At 31.7% G+C, this 15,532-nt stretch carries 17 protein-coding genes and 1 pseudogene; 4 read left to right on the top strand and 14 right to left on the bottom strand.

Annotation, left to right across the window (positions count from 1 at the left end; translation table 11 throughout):
- Positions 1–13: 13 nt before the first annotated feature.
- Positions 14–622, bottom strand: coding sequence for a hypothetical protein (locus WKH56_RS06930; protein ID WP_342835030.1), 609 nt, complete (start codon positions 620–622; stop codon positions 14–16).
- 184 nt (positions 623–806) lie between these two features.
- On the bottom strand, positions 807–1,136 hold the full coding sequence (locus WKH56_RS06925) for a hypothetical protein (protein ID WP_342835029.1): 330 nt from the start codon (positions 1,134–1,136) through the stop codon (positions 807–809).
- 357 nt (positions 1,137–1,493) lie between these two features.
- Between WKH56_RS06925 and WKH56_RS06920 the strand changes: the two genes are divergently transcribed.
- A complete protein-coding gene (locus WKH56_RS06920; protein ID WP_342835028.1) occupies positions 1,494–2,636 on the top strand; it encodes a hypothetical protein in 1,143 nt (380 codons plus the stop codon).
- A gap of 69 nt (positions 2,637–2,705) precedes the next feature.
- Here the strand turns inward: WKH56_RS06920 and WKH56_RS35105 are convergent.
- The 5 genes and pseudogenes from WKH56_RS35105 to WKH56_RS06890 all read right to left on the bottom strand — a co-directional run bounded on the left by WKH56_RS35105 (position 2,706) and on the right by WKH56_RS06890 (position 8,468).
- A pseudogene (locus tag WKH56_RS35105) lies at positions 2,706–3,136 on the bottom strand (YfmQ family protein).
- Between the two features lie 184 nt (positions 3,137–3,320).
- The gene (locus WKH56_RS06905; RefSeq protein ID WP_342835026.1) at positions 3,321–3,668 is read right to left on the bottom strand and encodes a hypothetical protein; all 348 of its coding nucleotides are present in this window, start codon (positions 3,666–3,668) and stop codon (positions 3,321–3,323) included.
- A gap of 762 nt (positions 3,669–4,430) precedes the next feature.
- The gene (locus WKH56_RS06900) at positions 4,431–5,744 is read right to left on the bottom strand and encodes a S8 family peptidase (RefSeq protein WP_342835025.1); all 1,314 of its coding nucleotides are present in this window, start codon (positions 5,742–5,744) and stop codon (positions 4,431–4,433) included.
- A gap of 210 nt (positions 5,745–5,954) precedes the next feature.
- Positions 5,955–6,689, bottom strand: a complete 735-nt coding sequence (locus tag WKH56_RS06895) for an MBL fold metallo-hydrolase (protein WP_342835024.1) — start codon at positions 6,687–6,689, stop codon at positions 5,955–5,957.
- A 129-nt stretch (positions 6,690–6,818) separates the two neighbouring features.
- A complete protein-coding gene (locus tag WKH56_RS06890) occupies positions 6,819–8,468 on the bottom strand; it encodes an AAA family ATPase (RefSeq protein WP_342835023.1) in 1,650 nt (549 codons plus the stop codon).
- Positions 8,469–8,636: 168 nt separating this feature from the next.
- On the opposite strand from WKH56_RS06890, the gene WKH56_RS06885 reads away from it, so the two are divergent.
- Positions 8,637–9,251, top strand: coding sequence for a hypothetical protein (locus tag WKH56_RS06885; protein WP_342835022.1), 615 nt, complete (start codon positions 8,637–8,639; stop codon positions 9,249–9,251).
- Between the two features lie 98 nt (positions 9,252–9,349).
- On the opposite strand, the gene WKH56_RS06880 is transcribed toward WKH56_RS06885, so the two are convergent.
- From WKH56_RS06880 to WKH56_RS06870, 3 genes are all read right to left on the bottom strand, one after another.
- On the bottom strand, positions 9,350–10,210 hold the full coding sequence (locus WKH56_RS06880) for a GIY-YIG nuclease family protein (RefSeq protein WP_342835021.1): 861 nt from the start codon (positions 10,208–10,210) through the stop codon (positions 9,350–9,352).
- Between the two features lie 170 nt (positions 10,211–10,380).
- Positions 10,381–10,632: a DUF2584 family protein gene (locus WKH56_RS06875; RefSeq protein ID WP_316910531.1), complete on the bottom strand. Its 252-nt coding sequence runs from the start codon at positions 10,630–10,632 to the stop codon at positions 10,381–10,383.
- 20 nt (positions 10,633–10,652) lie between these two features.
- Positions 10,653–10,961: a hypothetical protein gene (locus WKH56_RS06870; protein ID WP_342835020.1), complete on the bottom strand. Its 309-nt coding sequence runs from the start codon at positions 10,959–10,961 to the stop codon at positions 10,653–10,655.
- Positions 10,962–11,167: 206 nt separating this feature from the next.
- On the opposite strand from WKH56_RS06870, the gene WKH56_RS06865 reads away from it, so the two are divergent.
- A complete protein-coding gene (locus tag WKH56_RS06865) occupies positions 11,168–11,662 on the top strand; it encodes a hypothetical protein (RefSeq protein WP_342835019.1) in 495 nt (164 codons plus the stop codon).
- Positions 11,663–12,583: 921 nt separating this feature from the next.
- On the opposite strand, the gene WKH56_RS06860 is transcribed toward WKH56_RS06865, so the two are convergent.
- From WKH56_RS06860 to WKH56_RS06850, 3 genes are all read right to left on the bottom strand, one after another.
- On the bottom strand, positions 12,584–13,576 hold the full coding sequence (locus WKH56_RS06860) for a hypothetical protein (protein WP_342835018.1): 993 nt from the start codon (positions 13,574–13,576) through the stop codon (positions 12,584–12,586).
- A 128-nt stretch (positions 13,577–13,704) separates the two neighbouring features.
- Positions 13,705–14,154 carry a hypothetical protein gene (locus tag WKH56_RS06855; protein ID WP_342835017.1) on the bottom strand — a complete coding sequence of 150 codons (450 nt, stop codon included), beginning with the start codon at positions 14,152–14,154 and terminating at the stop codon, positions 13,705–13,707.
- Positions 14,155–14,175: 21 nt separating this feature from the next.
- Complete coding sequence (locus tag WKH56_RS06850; protein WP_342835016.1) at positions 14,176–14,829, bottom strand: type I restriction endonuclease; 654 nt, start codon at positions 14,827–14,829, stop codon at positions 14,176–14,178.
- A gap of 282 nt (positions 14,830–15,111) precedes the next feature.
- On the opposite strand from WKH56_RS06850, the gene WKH56_RS06845 reads away from it, so the two are divergent.
- Positions 15,112–15,294: a hypothetical protein gene (locus tag WKH56_RS06845; protein WP_342835015.1), complete on the top strand. Its 183-nt coding sequence runs from the start codon at positions 15,112–15,114 to the stop codon at positions 15,292–15,294.
- A gap of 37 nt (positions 15,295–15,331) precedes the next feature.
- On the opposite strand, the gene WKH56_RS06840 is transcribed toward WKH56_RS06845, so the two are convergent.
- Positions 15,332–15,514 carry a hypothetical protein gene (locus tag WKH56_RS06840; RefSeq protein ID WP_316910538.1) on the bottom strand — a complete coding sequence of 61 codons (183 nt, stop codon included), beginning with the start codon at positions 15,512–15,514 and terminating at the stop codon, positions 15,332–15,334.
- Positions 15,515–15,532 lie beyond the last annotated feature (18 nt).

The following is a 15,532-nucleotide window of genomic DNA, read 5'->3' as shown; positions in this document are numbered from 1 at the left end:
AACCTTATAATATTTATCCCTGCATTTCTTCTTCTGTATAAACTTCTCCTTTGGGAGTTACATAGTTCCCTTCTTCGTTTGCAGCAATATGATTGATACAATATGCTTCCTTTGGTGTAAGACGAGTGTGATCATCATCAAATAATTCTTTGCAATGTACACACTCCCAATATAATCTACCTCTGCAGTCTTTACAAATATTCTTCCCATTAGCTGTCTTTAATTGAGCTTTATCTCCACAGTCAGCACATAATACTTTACTGCTGGCTTCTTTCTCGCTATCTTCTCTCATTTTTTCTTGAATATCTATTTCTGTTAAGTTCGTGCATAAAGTGAAAGCTTCTTTTACACTTATATCATTAGAATTTAAAGCTCTTAAATAGGTATCAGCAATTATTTCTAATCCTTTAAACATTTCTTCTAAGTTAGATATTTCGGTAATTTTTGTAATGCCAGAACCTAGTTCATATTCTTCAATATTTAAGGCAGCATCATATTGTTCACCATCCCAAATGGAAACTTGATACCCTAACCCTTTATTGGAATAATCCCATATAACGTGAATGTCCATCCCTGTAGAATCGTCCGAATACTCAACATAATTTAACTCTGCTAATTTCATTTTATATTCCTCCATCATTCGAAAAGGTAATTTTCCTTTTTGTTAATTTTTGTTATGTTAACACGAGAACTTATAGTGTGGTAAAAATAATAAAAAAGTTAATTACCTAGTGCATTTGCTAAATAATTAAGCACTTATACGAACAAAAACCTCACCGGAACGGCAAGGTTTTAAAAATTATCTATTAATCGTACATCTCTTGAAGACTAATGTTTTCAATAATTTTATCGAATTCTAATTTAAAAAAGTGATAGTTTATCTTGTTTTTTACTCCAGCATTAGGTCTCTTTACAGAAATGACCATAACTCCATCTATCAATTTTATACTAAATACACTAGGCTTATCTATCTTAATACCGACAGAATAGTTAAGGTAGACAGTTGTTTTACCTTCTTCGTGGACAACATATGCTTTGCCAATGTTATCAAGTTCCTTTGGAAGCATTTTAGCATTTTCAGGTATCTCTACATTTGGCTGGCTTGAATAACTAATTTTATAATTAACATTACTCATTGAGTTGTAATCCCTACTTCCTGTTTGTAAATTGCTATAATCATACACATTATTAGTCAAATTTCAATATTATAGGTTAGTCAATTCATTCGCCCCTTTATATACATTTATGTAATTATTTAGTTCTTATTTAATTATATAGACCTATGCTAATTTAATCTTTTTATTGGTTTTTAAATACATATTTCATTGCGTAACTAACGCCTTTCGTATCCAAATATACTTCTTTTAGTACATATGACACTAATATCCATTGAATAACAATGGAATTTATAAAATTATCCATTCAACCCACAAACATTTTCTGTTAGAATAATTAGTAAATATTACAAATGTGATACATCCTAGGGAGAAATAATGAAACTATTAAAAAACAAGGATAAAACTAAACTCACTCGTCTTAATAAGGAACTAAATTATATTCAGGGTTACTGGTTCGATATTATAAATACAGCGAAAGAACACATTGGAACAATTACAGGATACAAAATACATATTCCACTTTTAGTAAACGATCTATTAACAACGCGTCAATCTTTTGATGAATTTAAAAGAGTATCTCCGTTGTGTTCAACTTTATTACAATATTTATACAATAATCTGAAGCAGTTAGAAGAATATAATGGGTACCTTTATTTTTTAAATAATCTTCACATAAAGGAAAAATATATTAATGCCAAAAATGAAGAATACGCCCTAACACTCCTCAAGGAAAAAATGGATGTTGTTATTTACTCTCTTGGCAGTACCGAAGAATTTGATCCCTATGCTAAACAAGAAAAAGATTCTAACAGGCAAGAAGAACTCGAAAAGATGCTGTTTAAAAAAGGTTGGACACAAGAAAGCGCAAACAATTATTTTGTTTTATTAGGAGATTTAAAAGATAAACGAAGATACAAAGAACCTCCTTATTCCACTATATACGACTCCCCCTTTGAATATTGGGTAAAGAGCAAGGGGAGAGACTGGGCAAATGCTCTATGGAAAGGCGTTATAAACCAAAATAAGTTTGCAGATCATTGGAAAGAAATGAAGTTCTACTACAATACTTCTGAGCCAACAATAGAGAAGAACCCTATTCCTAATACTTTTTTGAGGGAATTTACTATAACTAACTTTTTCGAATACAAACCAGCTATTGATGATAGTGAGTTGTCTTCAGATACCAATGAACAACAACCTAATGGACAAGCTTTAGTTGTAAAATACAAACATAAGAGCTACTGCATCTCCTATAGAGAAATTGAAATTGATGGTATTCAGTGTAAAGACATAAACTTTGGTTTATTTAATCAAGAAGATTCATCATTTGAGTTCGATTCTTTAATAAATGAACCGTTCAATCATAACGTTGAACTATGGCTAATTGATTTCTTTGCTGAATTTATAGAAAGAATGTATAAGCAGTACATCGAGGATATTAAAATACCAAAAAGTTTTTTCTTTTATGCTCTAAATGGGGGCACTCAGATAAATCTCAAAATCACACCTCTTTTGTAGCGATATTAAATAAATAAGTAAATAAAAAAGAAATGGTACGCAATAGCCATTTCTTTTTTCGTCTATACCCTATTCAGCAAGCATACCGCTTTGTAATTCATTAGAATAAATACTATAAGCAATCATCTTTTCAGAGTATTGCTTTATCACATCAATATGGTCACGGTACACATATAACCACAGTGATACTCTTTTTTTACCTTCTATAAAGTCAACTTTGATTGGCGTCTCCTCTCCTTCAGGATATAGAAAATAGCGTTCGCTGCCTGGATGTATATAATACTTCTTTAAAAAGGTTCCTTTATTAAAATTTGCTATAAGCTCCTCTTTTTCAGCCCCTTTTATTTCTTCACCCCCACAGTAATTTCAGCATCCATATTAAGGCTTCTATGTAACTCAAACTTACCAACTAACCATTTTATCACTGACGTTGGTAGACAGGTTATTAAGATTTTGAGAGCACTAACCACTACAATAGAAAGAATAACAACCCAAGTCATACTTCATCATCTCCACGATTAAAAGTGCCAATACGACATAAATTATTTCATTGCAAGTCTTAAAAATCCCCTTGTACATTTTGAGAACTTTCCTTACTACTTTTAAATAGCATAACTTTCTAAATGTTTATATCAATAAAAAAAGAAATGCCGTAAAATTAGCGGCATTTCTTTTTAATTAGCGTTACATTAATTCTTTCTTTTCAATGTGAGTTCTCATATCGTCAATAACAGGAAGTTTTTTGAGGAATCTTCTTTCATTCCGCTCTACTTCAAACGTCAAGTTCCCTTTACCTTTTTGGTAATCAACTTTCATTAAGTACACGGTATTAAAGTTACTCGTAATTTCAACCGGAGCATTAGCTGGCATTACAGTAATCCACTGTACCTTTAACATTTCTAACGCGACAAATAGCGGCTGAACGAGTTTTTTAGCGGACATTGCTCCGAATAAGTGATCTGTAACTATTAAAGTCCAATCATCATCATTTGAATTTTTTTGTAGCATTGAGATTAAAATCATATGAGCCATAATTGTTTGTCCGCCACTCTTAGAAGAACTTCTTAAACTACCATTATTGTATTATATCTACATCAAGTATAATAAAAATATATAGGTAATCTTCCGGCATTTAAAAAGGAGGCACATCTTATAAAAACGAAACAATCTTCTATAAGTAAAGAAACACTAATTTTATCTAACAAAGACTTATGCAAATCCATTCTTATATCTATTGGTGTATCTAAAATATTTGCAGGCCTCTTTTATGTTTTACTGTTTTATGACATCATCAGAACATTTAACAGCCTTGACTACATCTTTCTACCTTTAATTTTTTTCATCAGCATTACATATAGAAGAATACCCCTTTTTAACATTAACAAGAAAGTTATTTTAACTATCTTGTACAACATAGCTACAATCTTGGTAATAGCTTTAATTTTAGCTTTGTTACCAGCAATATTCCCTAGCTTGTTCTCTTTCACTAACGGCTTTAAAATGAGCCTTCTGATAACTAATACTTCTTTCCTTATCACAGCCTTTATAGTTACTCGTATCTTTAACACAAATGTAAAAAGAGCCTAAGATATACTTGGGTAAAATTAAGACTTAACTTCTCTAAGGTACATAGCTATTTAATCAAGTTGAAAAAAAGCACATAATCTCAATTATGTGCTTTTGCATTTATAACTCTAATATTTCTACTTAAACTTCTGCAATTAAATATAAGCGTCAGTTTTAAAGTAGCTCATTTACCGTGGTAAACACCTTAATCACTATTCCTTAGCAAAATTAATATTGGGTAGCATTTTGTATCCAGCCAATTTCTTTATCGTCTTTTACTAAGTAAACATACTTGCATTTATTTGTTTCGTTATCAATATCTTTTGCTTTTACCGCTTTGTACGTTCCTTCTAATAGCATTTCTTTATAAGAAGAGCGGTCAGCATCTGCAAAATTATAAATCTTATATTTACCATTAAGCTTTATCCCTTCATTGATATAAAAATGTTCATATGGAAAGTTCCACGCGATACCGTAACCATAATCTTTATCTTTCTTTGGTTCGCCTACGTTTTTTGCACTTTCGTAAAGCATACCCACAATTTCTTTGTTGCTATATGTAGGATGTTCCTTTTTATAATTGGCTAACACGCCAGTTACAAACGGAGCAGCCATTGATGTCCCAGAAAGACGACCGTATTTATTGTCAGGAAGAGTACTCATAATATCCGTCCCTGGTGCGACTATATCAAGTTCTCTACCGGAAGCAGATTGTTTTAAACTCCAAATAGCTTTATGCTTTTGACGATCCACTGCCCCTACACTAATTACGTAATCTAATTTAGCAGGAAATATTATTGTGTCTCGATGCGGATTTATTGCATACTCTTCACCTTCTCCTTGCTTTACACATTTACCTTCTGAATTTTGATATGAACAAGGATTACCAGCTGCCGCAACTAATATGGCACCCTTATCATAAATTCTTTTTAAAAGGTGTTTTTCGATTGGGCTCATTTTTTCTTTTCCATAACTCATATTTACTATGTCAATCTTTATTCCCGAATCCATTAGTTCCAGAATTTGTTTATACGCGCTAATTGTGCCTTTTGTTTTTATTGTATCTTTTTGTCCATTGTCACCGGCAGCAAACAAGTATAGATTTGCATCCCTTGCCACTCCAAAGCGACTAGAAGCAACAATTCCTGCTACGTGAGTACCGTGTTTTTGATCACTTTTGCTGTGCATCCCTTCGTCTTCAACTTGAATACATTCATTAGGTTTGCTTTTTAATGCGCAATCATAACTACGTGCCACTTGATTTTTTAAATCCTGGTGATTTGGATCAAAACCGCTATCAATTACAGCAACGTTAACTTCACCAAATGGAGTCGAAACATCATTCTGCTTTGATAATACTTCTTTAGCATTTACATATAGTTCTTGTTCCTTTTCAACACTATCGTTTACTTTATCCTCTCTAGCTACAAGTAGTTCCTTGCTAGCGTTATCCTTAGCAAAAACCTTTCCTAAAGATACTCCAGCAGCTAGAACTAAAATTGCTACGAATGAATAAATGATTCCTTTACCTAACTTTTTCATTATCTTCCACCTCTACGTGTTTTATTTTCTGGAAAGATAATACTTTGTTTTTTTAGAAAAAAAGTAAAAAAGCTAAGAAAGGAAAGTACGCATAAAAAAAAGGATAGAATCGATTGATTTTATCCCTAATATATTTACACATCCACTCAGCAATTAAAAGTAAATCACTTATGGATAGGAAGTGTATTTACTAATTCAAATAATTATGAATTAGTAATCCATACCTGAAAGCTTAGGAAGTTTAAATCCTAATTTTTCAGCCTTTTCCAATGGAAAACCGTTATCCAAATGCATTACAAACACATTGTCTCGGCTACCATCTGGAATAAGCCCCTCAAGCAAATTTAAATGAAGATGCACGTTACCAGGATAATCAGCTATGCAAGTATCTTGGTAAAACTCTGTGTACTCTCCTTTCAACTGCTTTTCAACAACAACTTCAGGGACCATATTGCTATCACCACTGTAGTAAATGAAGTTGTCCTCGAAACGAATTTCGAAAGCGAAGCATTTTAACCATTCAACGTGTTCTACAAGAAACGGTTCAAATTCAACACCTCCAACGTTAGTAGCTTTACGAAGGTCCAAACCGATAACATCAGAATGCATATCGTTTGTTCCGAGAATACGGAGCAGGTTTTTCACATCGTCCAGAATTGGAGTCGGAGCGTATACTTTTAACTTCTTACTAAAGCCTGGAGCCATAGAAAAGAATGAGTATAAAGCAAGATCACCAATTCCCCCTACGTGGTCGCCGTGCGTGTGAGTAATAATACAATGTACTTGACTCACACCTTCAAAGAAACCTTTGTCACGCATACCAGCAAAGTTTTCGCCACTAAGGTCAATTAAAAACAGTTCGTCTCCACGACGGAAGAAGCCATTGTTTTTAAAACCTTTTTCAAAAGCAGCTTTGATATCTAAAAATTGGATTGAGTTTTTCATTATTCATTTCCCCTATTCATTCAGTTATGTATTTATTTCTGTTGCTAATATAGTTAGGTTTTTTTACTTGTCAATCGATTTCAAAAAAAAGAAAGAAGCCCTATAATATTAGGACTTCTTTCTTTAAAATTACTTACTACTATGAGATACAGATCGCACTCGATGTTCAGTTGCCCATTTTCTAATTTGATTCAACTTCTCACTATGAGTAACACTTAACGGTGTTATTCTACGTATTTCATTTATAACTATATCTATAGTGCAGTCTTCATTAGCTTCTAAGATAGTAGTTAACACTGATTCATTTACAGCCGCTTCTATTTCTGCGCCGGAGTAACCTTCAGTTTCTATGGCCATTCTTTCCAAATCAGTATCTTCAAATGCTATGTTTTTCTTCTTGAAATGCACATTAAATATTTCTTTTCTTTCTACTAAGGTAGGAAGGTCAACAAACCATATCTCATCAAATCTACCTTTTCTCATAAACTCTGGGGATAGTGCATCAATATTATTAGCGGTTGCAACTAAGAACACTGGTTCTTTCTTTTCCTGCATCCACGTAAGGAAATACCCAAACATACGCTTTGTAGTTTCGTGAGCATTGTCACCTACTGACAGAGCCTTTTCAATTTCGTCTAGCCATAGTACGCAAGGAGCCATTTGTTCCGCTGTCTTTAATGCATTACGGAAATTCTGATCAGACTCACCCACCCATTTACTAAACATACTTCCCATATCTAACCGCAACATAGGTACATCTAACTCATTAGCAATTACACGAGCAGCCAAGGATTTTCCGCATCCTTGTATCCCCGTAAGCAATACACCTTTAGGGTAATCTAGATTGTACTTCTTCCTAACAGATTCTTTAAACAGAAGTTTTCTTTTATCTAACCAAGGAAAGAGCTCATTAAATCCTCCTATAGAATTCCTATCTAAATTCACATCCAAAAATTCTAAAGAACCTTTTTTACGTATAATCTGAATTTTATCTTCTAGAATGTCCTTTGCTTTAATTGTCTTTTTGTCATTTAAATAATGACTTTTTTTAATAGATATCATAAGCTCTGTTTCCGACAGACCAATGCCAGCCTCTATAATTTTCTCTTTTGACGCTTCATCTAAAATAATATTTTCCTGTTTTGAATAACTCTCTAACAGATTTTTAACTTCTTCTCTCTCCGGATCATCAAAATGAATAATATGAATTATATTTTCCAATTCTTTTGGTACTTTCAAAACTGGAGAAACAAGAACAAGGCTTCTTTTTACTTGTGCATCAGACTTTCTATATATAGGCAAATGGTATTCCTCTGTGAAAGGGAAAATTGATTCATAAGCAAAATCCTTTATTGATCTTATTATTTTACCTACATTTTCTATGTCACCTGCATTAATACGGGTACGAAAATCCAATAAAAGCAAAATTCTATTAACGCTAAGATTTCTTAATTTCTCTATTGCTTCATAATATCCTATATCCACACTCTCTTTTTTAGGAGTTGTCTGTTTGTTATCAACTCGAACGAAACCTATTGGGTTAATTTCGTTACCCAACGCTTCCTCTTTAAAATGAACTAGCCTTGTTCCGTCTTGTAAATCCCTATACATTTTATTAAAATCCCAAGACGATAACCGATGATCTTTCTCTCCATACTTGTCCATATAAATATTTATTGCTTCTACTATTGGTCTCTCATCTTTGGCCACAATATAAATTACGGGATAGTTCCCTCTTAATGCATTTATTAAATCTTGTTTGCTATTTGATAAACTCAAAAAAGCACCCCCTTTTACAGAGGTGCATAATAATTAGAAAATGAATAGTGTCCAGTTTTTTTATTTAAATACGATTTTATAAGAATAAATAGATTTAATATTTTAACTTATATGCTACTATTAACCAGTAAATATTTTTAAACTAACTACAGGTAGGAGGACTATCTCTTGAGTTTATGGAAGCAAATTCAGCAAACTGATAAAAAAAATTGCAGAATGGTTGGCAAAAACTTTGAATTGCAAAATTGGTCACTTTTAAATACCGAAGAAAAAAAGCACTTAGTTTTAGAGCTTGTGTCCTTTTTAAGCACTCGCTTAGAAATTAAAAATGCACCTAAAATTACTTACAAACAATTAGCATCTAACAATCCTGGATATTACGATGGCTCAAGAGCAGAAATGAGTATTAACCACAATTCTTTAAACTTCGGAATACTTACCGCAGTAACAGTTGCTCACGAATTAAGGCATCATTATCAATATGAAAAAACAAAAGATGTTTCTAAAGTAAAGTGGTTAAGTAAGTTAAGAATTCTTTTCTTTAAAAATCCTGTTGAAGCTCGAATTTCCTATTGGCTTGCCAATCCAAAATCAGAGCCTGTTGAAGAGTGGGACTTAAATTTCGCTAATTATATCAGAGGAGAAACTAAGACCCCAAATCCAAACGAAACTCTTGAGGACATTGTATTAGGTGACGAATTAGAAGAGTACAAAAATCAACCTATTGAAGAAGATGCTTTTAGGTATGAAGGAATATTTATGAATCAATTTTTCATTGACTAATAACAGTAAAGAAATGCAAACTTATTGTTCGCATTTCTTTACTGTTATTTATATGCAAATATCTTAGGAATTAGATAAAACACTTTCTCTTCTGCCTTTTAATTAGAATTTAGCCCAAATTCAATCGTACCTAATTTTCTCTTATACTTCTTTTCTTCTGCAAGAATTTCTAAAGGAGAAGCTGTGGATGATACAACTTTTAAAATTGAATACTGAAAATCATACTTACGCTTTTCGTCCTCTAATATTATTTTTAATAGTTGAACATTCCCACCGTGACCATCATTGGCGTATTCTCTCCATCTTCCTAAAAATCCGTTTGCGCCTTTTGCTACCCCAACATATAAAAATCCAGTTTTTCTATCCAAAATTAAATATACGCCTTTCACAGAAGAAAGTTGATCGTGCCAAACCTTGTTCCCTGTAGGGTTATTAATCATTTTCTCCAACTCAATATGGCTTAATATCACATTATCGTAGCCCGGAAAATCCGCTACATACCCTTCAGGATGCCATTGAAGACTTTTAATATCTGTATCTTTGCTAAGAATTCTAAACCAACTCCTTGAACCAACAAACCATTCAAACACTAACCTTTTTTCATATGATTCAAATCCACTTTCCTTTTTAAGAAGATATCTATATTTACTATTCTTCTTAGCTTCTGGACCAAAATGCTTTCGATATTCTTCTGGAATCCCTTTTACACTTCCGCTATATACGACTTTATATACACCCACAAATAAAGCTTGATTACGTTCCTCACCAATGAAAGAAACAACATAGTCACAATCCTTAAATACATCTTTCTCTTGATAAGATTGATAAATTTCAAACATCCCTAAATGTGCTATCTCTTCTAGGTTTACACCTTCCCTAGAGTCCTTGTGACGAGCTAATTTAATTCTAGCATTTGTATCTATTCCACCATATTTCAACATTTCTGTAACCGTAAGCATTTGTACCTTACCTCATTTTCTTCTTCACTTAATTTTAATTACTTAATTTTAGCATTTACTACAAGATACTTCCTTATTATTTTTGCTATCGTTATTTCCGAGTAACTATTTTAATTGCAGCTAGCGGTATAAATTACCCCATAATAAAAAAGAAGGACTATATAGCCCTTCTAGTTCACTCCATTTAGCTTTTTAAGCACATAGGTTATGGTTGTATAACCATTTCCCCAATTCATCTCTTTGATTTCTGCTAGTCCGATAGTAGCTGCTTCTTTTGCCTTCCTTACTTCCACTACTGCAATATCTAACGGATATAGACGATAACCTTCTTTTGTTAACTTAAAGTAGTTCTCTTTATTCACCACTTTTTCTTCTTCACCTTTTGTAACAATCATCCAGTTCATTTCTAGCGGCATACCCATTCCTTACTTCCCCTTTTCTTCTAATCTATATCTACGTCTACTTCTTCATTTTGAGTTAGTAGCAATACTTTTTCTTCTTTATTCCGTCCATTGTTCCAATTCAAATTTTCGCTCTTTAAGTAGTTGTACTCGACACTTCCATCTTCCCTCATATGCTCTACATACGTGTCTAATGAAAGCTTAGGACTTGAAAATACGTTATGACCTTCATAAGGGCTATCTGGATCGTCATTTCTTATAAAAAAAGATGATAGTACAAATATATCGCCTTCTTGTTCTTTCATTTTTTGAAGTTGTTTTATAAGTCCACTTATTCTCGTTTGAATCATTCCGCTTCCTTCTCCTTTTTAGCTACCAGAGCTTTTATGTATTAATTCTATCAAGCACCCTAGTCAAAGTGGAAAAAAGATTTTCGCAATTGAACAGTTATTTCTATTTTTTATCAACCTTTTAAGGTTCCTGATTATACTTTAAAAAACGACAAACATTCTTTTTAGATTGTTCAGTCCTAAAGGAATGTATAGGAGGATTTAGAATGGTATACCGTAGAGAAAATTTAGAAATAGTGAATGTAAAAACGACTAACGAGCTAATAACTCTTTTTCAAAATGAACTTCACACTTTTAGATTTAGAAATTTTTTAATCGGACGTATAAATAGAGATTATTTCTTAACGATTATAACTTCAGGAGAAGAATTCCAGCTTACAAATGCTCTTTACCTCAAACAAGGTGATTTAACCAAGTTATTAGTACAAGAAATACCTAACAAAAATAGCGAAGCCTTAGAATCTTATAACCACCTATATAAAATAAACAGTAACGATTTGCACTTTATTACTGGATCATTATATTTAGAAGATGATTGTACAACTTGCTTGTTTGGAAGCGAGTATCGTATTAAGTTAGAAGAAAAAAGAGTAGACACTAAACGTTTAGAGAAATATTTCTATAACGATGAACTGTCTACCTACTTAGGTTTATATAGTGAACAACAAGCTTCAGATAGAATTGTTGCAGTGGAAGTGTAATATTAGTAAATGCAGAAACGTTAGATAAGTTGTCTAACGTTTTTCTTTTTCTATTCTTCAACTATCTTCCCTTACTTATGAAAAAACACATATTCTTGACTAGAAAATATTCTATTTGGTATCTACTACAGAATAAATTACTATTCATTAGTAGAATTGCTATTCTTCCTACCTTTACTAAAAAATAAGTATATACTCTTTACTAAAGCAATAATACAAAAGAGTCACCAAGAAATACCCCTTGTTAATGACGTTTTTATTTAAATATCTGATTAAGTCATTAATTATATCTATAAAAATCCGTTTTAGAGGGTGTTTTATGTATATTTAGATGGCCGCTTTCATTTGTTTAATCAAAAACCATTGCAAAAAAACCTATTTCCTGTCCAAAAATAGAGTAAAAAATGATAAAAAATTACTTTTTGACATCAAACTCAATTGAGCCTTAGAGCTACAAGGGTTTGAGCGGTGTAAAAAACCGCATTTCAAAACGCCGAAAATAACTATTTTAGGATGTTTGAAGTAACATTTTATTATCTATTTTATTTCCTATTTTAACCCTCAATGAAAAACAAACTAGAGAATATCAAATTATTTTTTAGTTGTTTTAAATTTCTAATGGATAATATATTTTATTTCTTTAGTAAGGTTTATAATCTTTATTTTTTACTAAATAAAAAATATTTTCTCTCGATTAAAAATTTTTCTTTATTAAGCTAATTTCTAAAAAAGAGAGAAGGAGTGACCTTTCTCTCTTTTTTAGAAGCTGTATATATTTATTAACTTTCCTTTATTATTTCATATATAAGTAGTGAAAGTAGAAACACTTAATATTTTTGCCATTTTATCAAGAGTTTTTTATTCCCCCTGGTGTTTAATTTTAACTCTATGTTTTTTATTTATTTGATACAAAGTGTCTTGTCATTCATAGAGCATAACCCTTTCTAATTTCCCTTTCTTTTCCCAATTATAAGAAGTTGTAAGACTAATATTATAAATTTCAATTATTTCTTTTCTTGTTTTTAGCTGGCCGTTATACTTAAACCTTACACTCGCCCGTGTATTATTTTGGTTTTCCGTTTTGGTGATAAATCTACAATTAGAAGGTTCATATTTTCCATTAGTATCTTTGCGATCCAGCTGTAGACCCTCCTTATACCCACTTCCCTCACACCACTCGATAAACCTTTTTACATCTTGCCATTCATCACAAACTATAATACCTCTACCACCGTAATGATGATATGCTTGATTATTTTCGTTAAAACACCTACTCATCATATTATTCCAAACAGTGTAAAGAGGAGTACCATATTGTCCGTGTTTTTTCCAATTTGCTTCTTCATACTTCTTACAGCCACAACTTTTTATATCCCCGCTTGTTAATGCACTCCCTGTATTTTTTCTCTTATTTCCGCAGACACATTTACATTCCCATAGAACGTTACTACCTCGTTTTCCTGCTTGTTCTGTGACAGTAAGATAACCAAAAATTTGACCAGTTAAATCTATTGTTCTTATCCCCTTCATACTGCAATTCTTACATTGAGCCAATGCACCTTTCTTTTCCAAGTTGTGTTTTCTAATTTTGTAATTCTTTTTACCACATTCACAGTCACAAACGGCATACCAATTATTACTGCTTTCTTCTTTAACTACATCTCTTACAACCAATCTCCCGAATTTTGTCCCTACAATTGATCTTAATTCTTTTAATACAAGACAACCACAACTTTTACTGGAACCACTCTTTAACATATACTCTTTTATTCTCTTTTCCGTTCCGCAAGAACACTTACAGAACCAATCAGCAGCATATCCATTTTCTTTATTGCCTTTAAATCTCTCTAATAGTTTCCATTCTCCACAAATCAAACCAGGTTCCAATTTAGGCAATACCTTTTTATCATCCAATGATAGCACCTCTTATTTTATCCATAAATAAATTCCATATATATAAAATAACTTACCTTAATCGCTATTATAATTTATATTTCCATATATAACTATTAACTTAAACAAAAAGAGGCTATAAAAGCCCCTTAATTCCTTTTTAATTCATCAAAACAAGCAATTATTAAATTTTCCATTCCTCTTAAATCTTCAATATTGTTGAAATATACACGACTTAAGCCACTACCCTTCGGAGAATTCTCTACTTTAAATACCGGACAAAGTTTGCGCACTAGTTCTACATCTAGCCTAGTTATAATGTTCTTCTCCTCTCTATCTGAATATAATCTTAAAAACCAGTTTGTTATTACTCTATCAATAACATTAAAATACGATAAGTTATCTCTGTAAGCTAAATTGGTAACATCTCTTCCGTTCGAGTCTAAGATATTCTTAACTATTTCAAATGCCTTTAATTCCTCCTCTGTTGTAACAGGTTGCTCTTTTTCAATGTCTACCATATCAATAAGATTGTCATCAATCTCCTTTATTTCTCCAGTCTCCATACTAGTTAAGTCATTTAATCCTTCGCCAATCATATCTAAAAAGGTTCTATTTATCTATTTTTTAACAATAGGTCTAAAACGTTCTATTAAAGCATAGGTAACTCTTTGATTTTTAATATCTTTAATTAAAAACCTAATAAAATCATCAGATGGATTCTTAAATAAATCCTTTAGAGTATTGTTAATATTGGTCATATAAACTAGCTCTTGAGAGTAATTTACTAATTCATCTTTATTAAACTGTTCTTTACTTAATTGCCAAATTACTTCGTAGTCAGTAGTCGTTAAATTGGATAAGTCAAAGGAGTAAAACGCTTCTTCATCCATAATGTTATCTTGGTCTAAATCTGTAAACAACTTATACTGAATACCATTAGTTAAAATGGAAAATTTCACCTCTGGCGTTGCATTAAAGTAACGACAAAGCTGTGCACTGTGTCGAGTGATTTCTTCATTCACAAATTTTGCTTCAATAAATATAATAGGCTTATTTTCTTTTTTAATTGCATAATCCACTTTTTCACCTTTTTTAAATCCAAAGTCAGATGTAAATTCAGGTTGGACTTCTAATGGGTTGTAGACGTCATATCCTAATATTTTTATAAAAGGAATAATTAATGATTGCTTAGTAGCCTCTTCATTTATAATGAACTCTTTTCGCTGAATAATTTTTTCGGATAGTTCTTCCAAACTTTGTTTAAAATCCAATTGCCACACCCCCTAAGTTCGGCATATAAACATTTTTAATATATACATTTAAAACTCTAATTCAAAAAAATAGAACTATTTTTTATTCTCTCAATTATGCATACCTGATAGGTAAATTCTTATCAATTTATATTTCCTCTTAACACAACTTAATTAAGTTGTGAAACTTATAAAAACTAGGTTATAAATAAGTTAAATAATTGGAACAAGTATTTTATCTTTTTTAATTGAACATACTGATTAATACATTTTAGACCGGATTGTTTTGGAGGTGTTAACAGTATGGCTTTTTCAAAGAAGGAAATTGAAAGTATTTCTAATTATTCAAAAAAAGTTGGACAAAAAAGTTCTAAAGACGTTCAGTATCCTGGGCGTAAGAATAGATCCAATGATTCAAGAGAATATGTAGCTAATAACAAGGTTGCCCAAAAAGCTATTCGTAACATTTTAGGACTAAAAAAATAACCCACTATGAGCGGGTTATTTTACTTTATTAGTTTCTTTAAGCCTTACGGTAACCTTTTAGACTCCCTCTATGATATTGTATATCATCGCTAGAATTGGGTCCCTTGTATTGCATTTTTTCAGCCATATTTAAAAAGTAATTAACATCATAATTAATATTTTTCACTTCAACTGCAACTTGTTCAATTTTTTCTTTGTCTTTTGGCCGCATTTTAAACATTCCTAACCCTCTCCTTTA

It is taken from the genome of Priestia sp. SB1, from assembly GCF_038898415.1.
Note: the sequence above shows the minus strand (reverse complement) of the source record. Positions and strands in the feature narration are given on the sequence as shown.

Coding starts and splice junctions, on each gene's coding strand:
- WKH56_RS06880 (WP_342835021.1), bottom strand. CDS start 10,210: ATGCTTACGGTTACAGAAATGTTGAAATATGGTGGAATAGATACAAAT.
- WKH56_RS06925 (WP_342835029.1), bottom strand. CDS start 1,136: ATGAGTAATGTTAATTATAAAATTAGTTATTCAAGCCAGCCAAATGTA.
- WKH56_RS06870 (WP_342835020.1), bottom strand. CDS start 10,961: ATGATTCAAACGAGAATAAGTGGACTTATAAAACAACTTCAAAAAATG.
- WKH56_RS06845 (WP_342835015.1), top strand. CDS start 15,112: ATGGCTTTTTCAAAGAAGGAAATTGAAAGTATTTCTAATTATTCAAAA.
- WKH56_RS06920 (WP_342835028.1), top strand. CDS start 1,494: ATGAAACTATTAAAAAACAAGGATAAAACTAAACTCACTCGTCTTAAT.
- WKH56_RS06895 (WP_342835024.1), bottom strand. CDS start 6,689: ATGAAAAACTCAATCCAATTTTTAGATATCAAAGCTGCTTTTGAAAAA.
- WKH56_RS06930 (WP_342835030.1), bottom strand. CDS start 622: ATGAAATTAGCAGAGTTAAATTATGTTGAGTATTCGGACGATTCTACA.
- WKH56_RS06840 (WP_316910538.1), bottom strand. CDS start 15,514: ATGTTTAAAATGCGGCCAAAAGACAAAGAAAAAATTGAACAAGTTGCA.
- WKH56_RS06905 (WP_342835026.1), bottom strand. CDS start 3,668: ATGGCTCATATGATTTTAATCTCAATGCTACAAAAAAATTCAAATGAT.
- WKH56_RS06875 (WP_316910531.1), bottom strand. CDS start 10,632: ATGGGTATGCCGCTAGAAATGAACTGGATGATTGTTACAAAAGGTGAA.
- WKH56_RS06865 (WP_342835019.1), top strand. CDS start 11,168: ATGGTATACCGTAGAGAAAATTTAGAAATAGTGAATGTAAAAACGACT.
- WKH56_RS06855 (WP_342835017.1), bottom strand. CDS start 14,154: ATGATTGGCGAAGGATTAAATGACTTAACTAGTATGGAGACTGGAGAA.
- WKH56_RS06900 (WP_342835025.1), bottom strand. CDS start 5,744: ATGAAAAAGTTAGGTAAAGGAATCATTTATTCATTCGTAGCAATTTTA.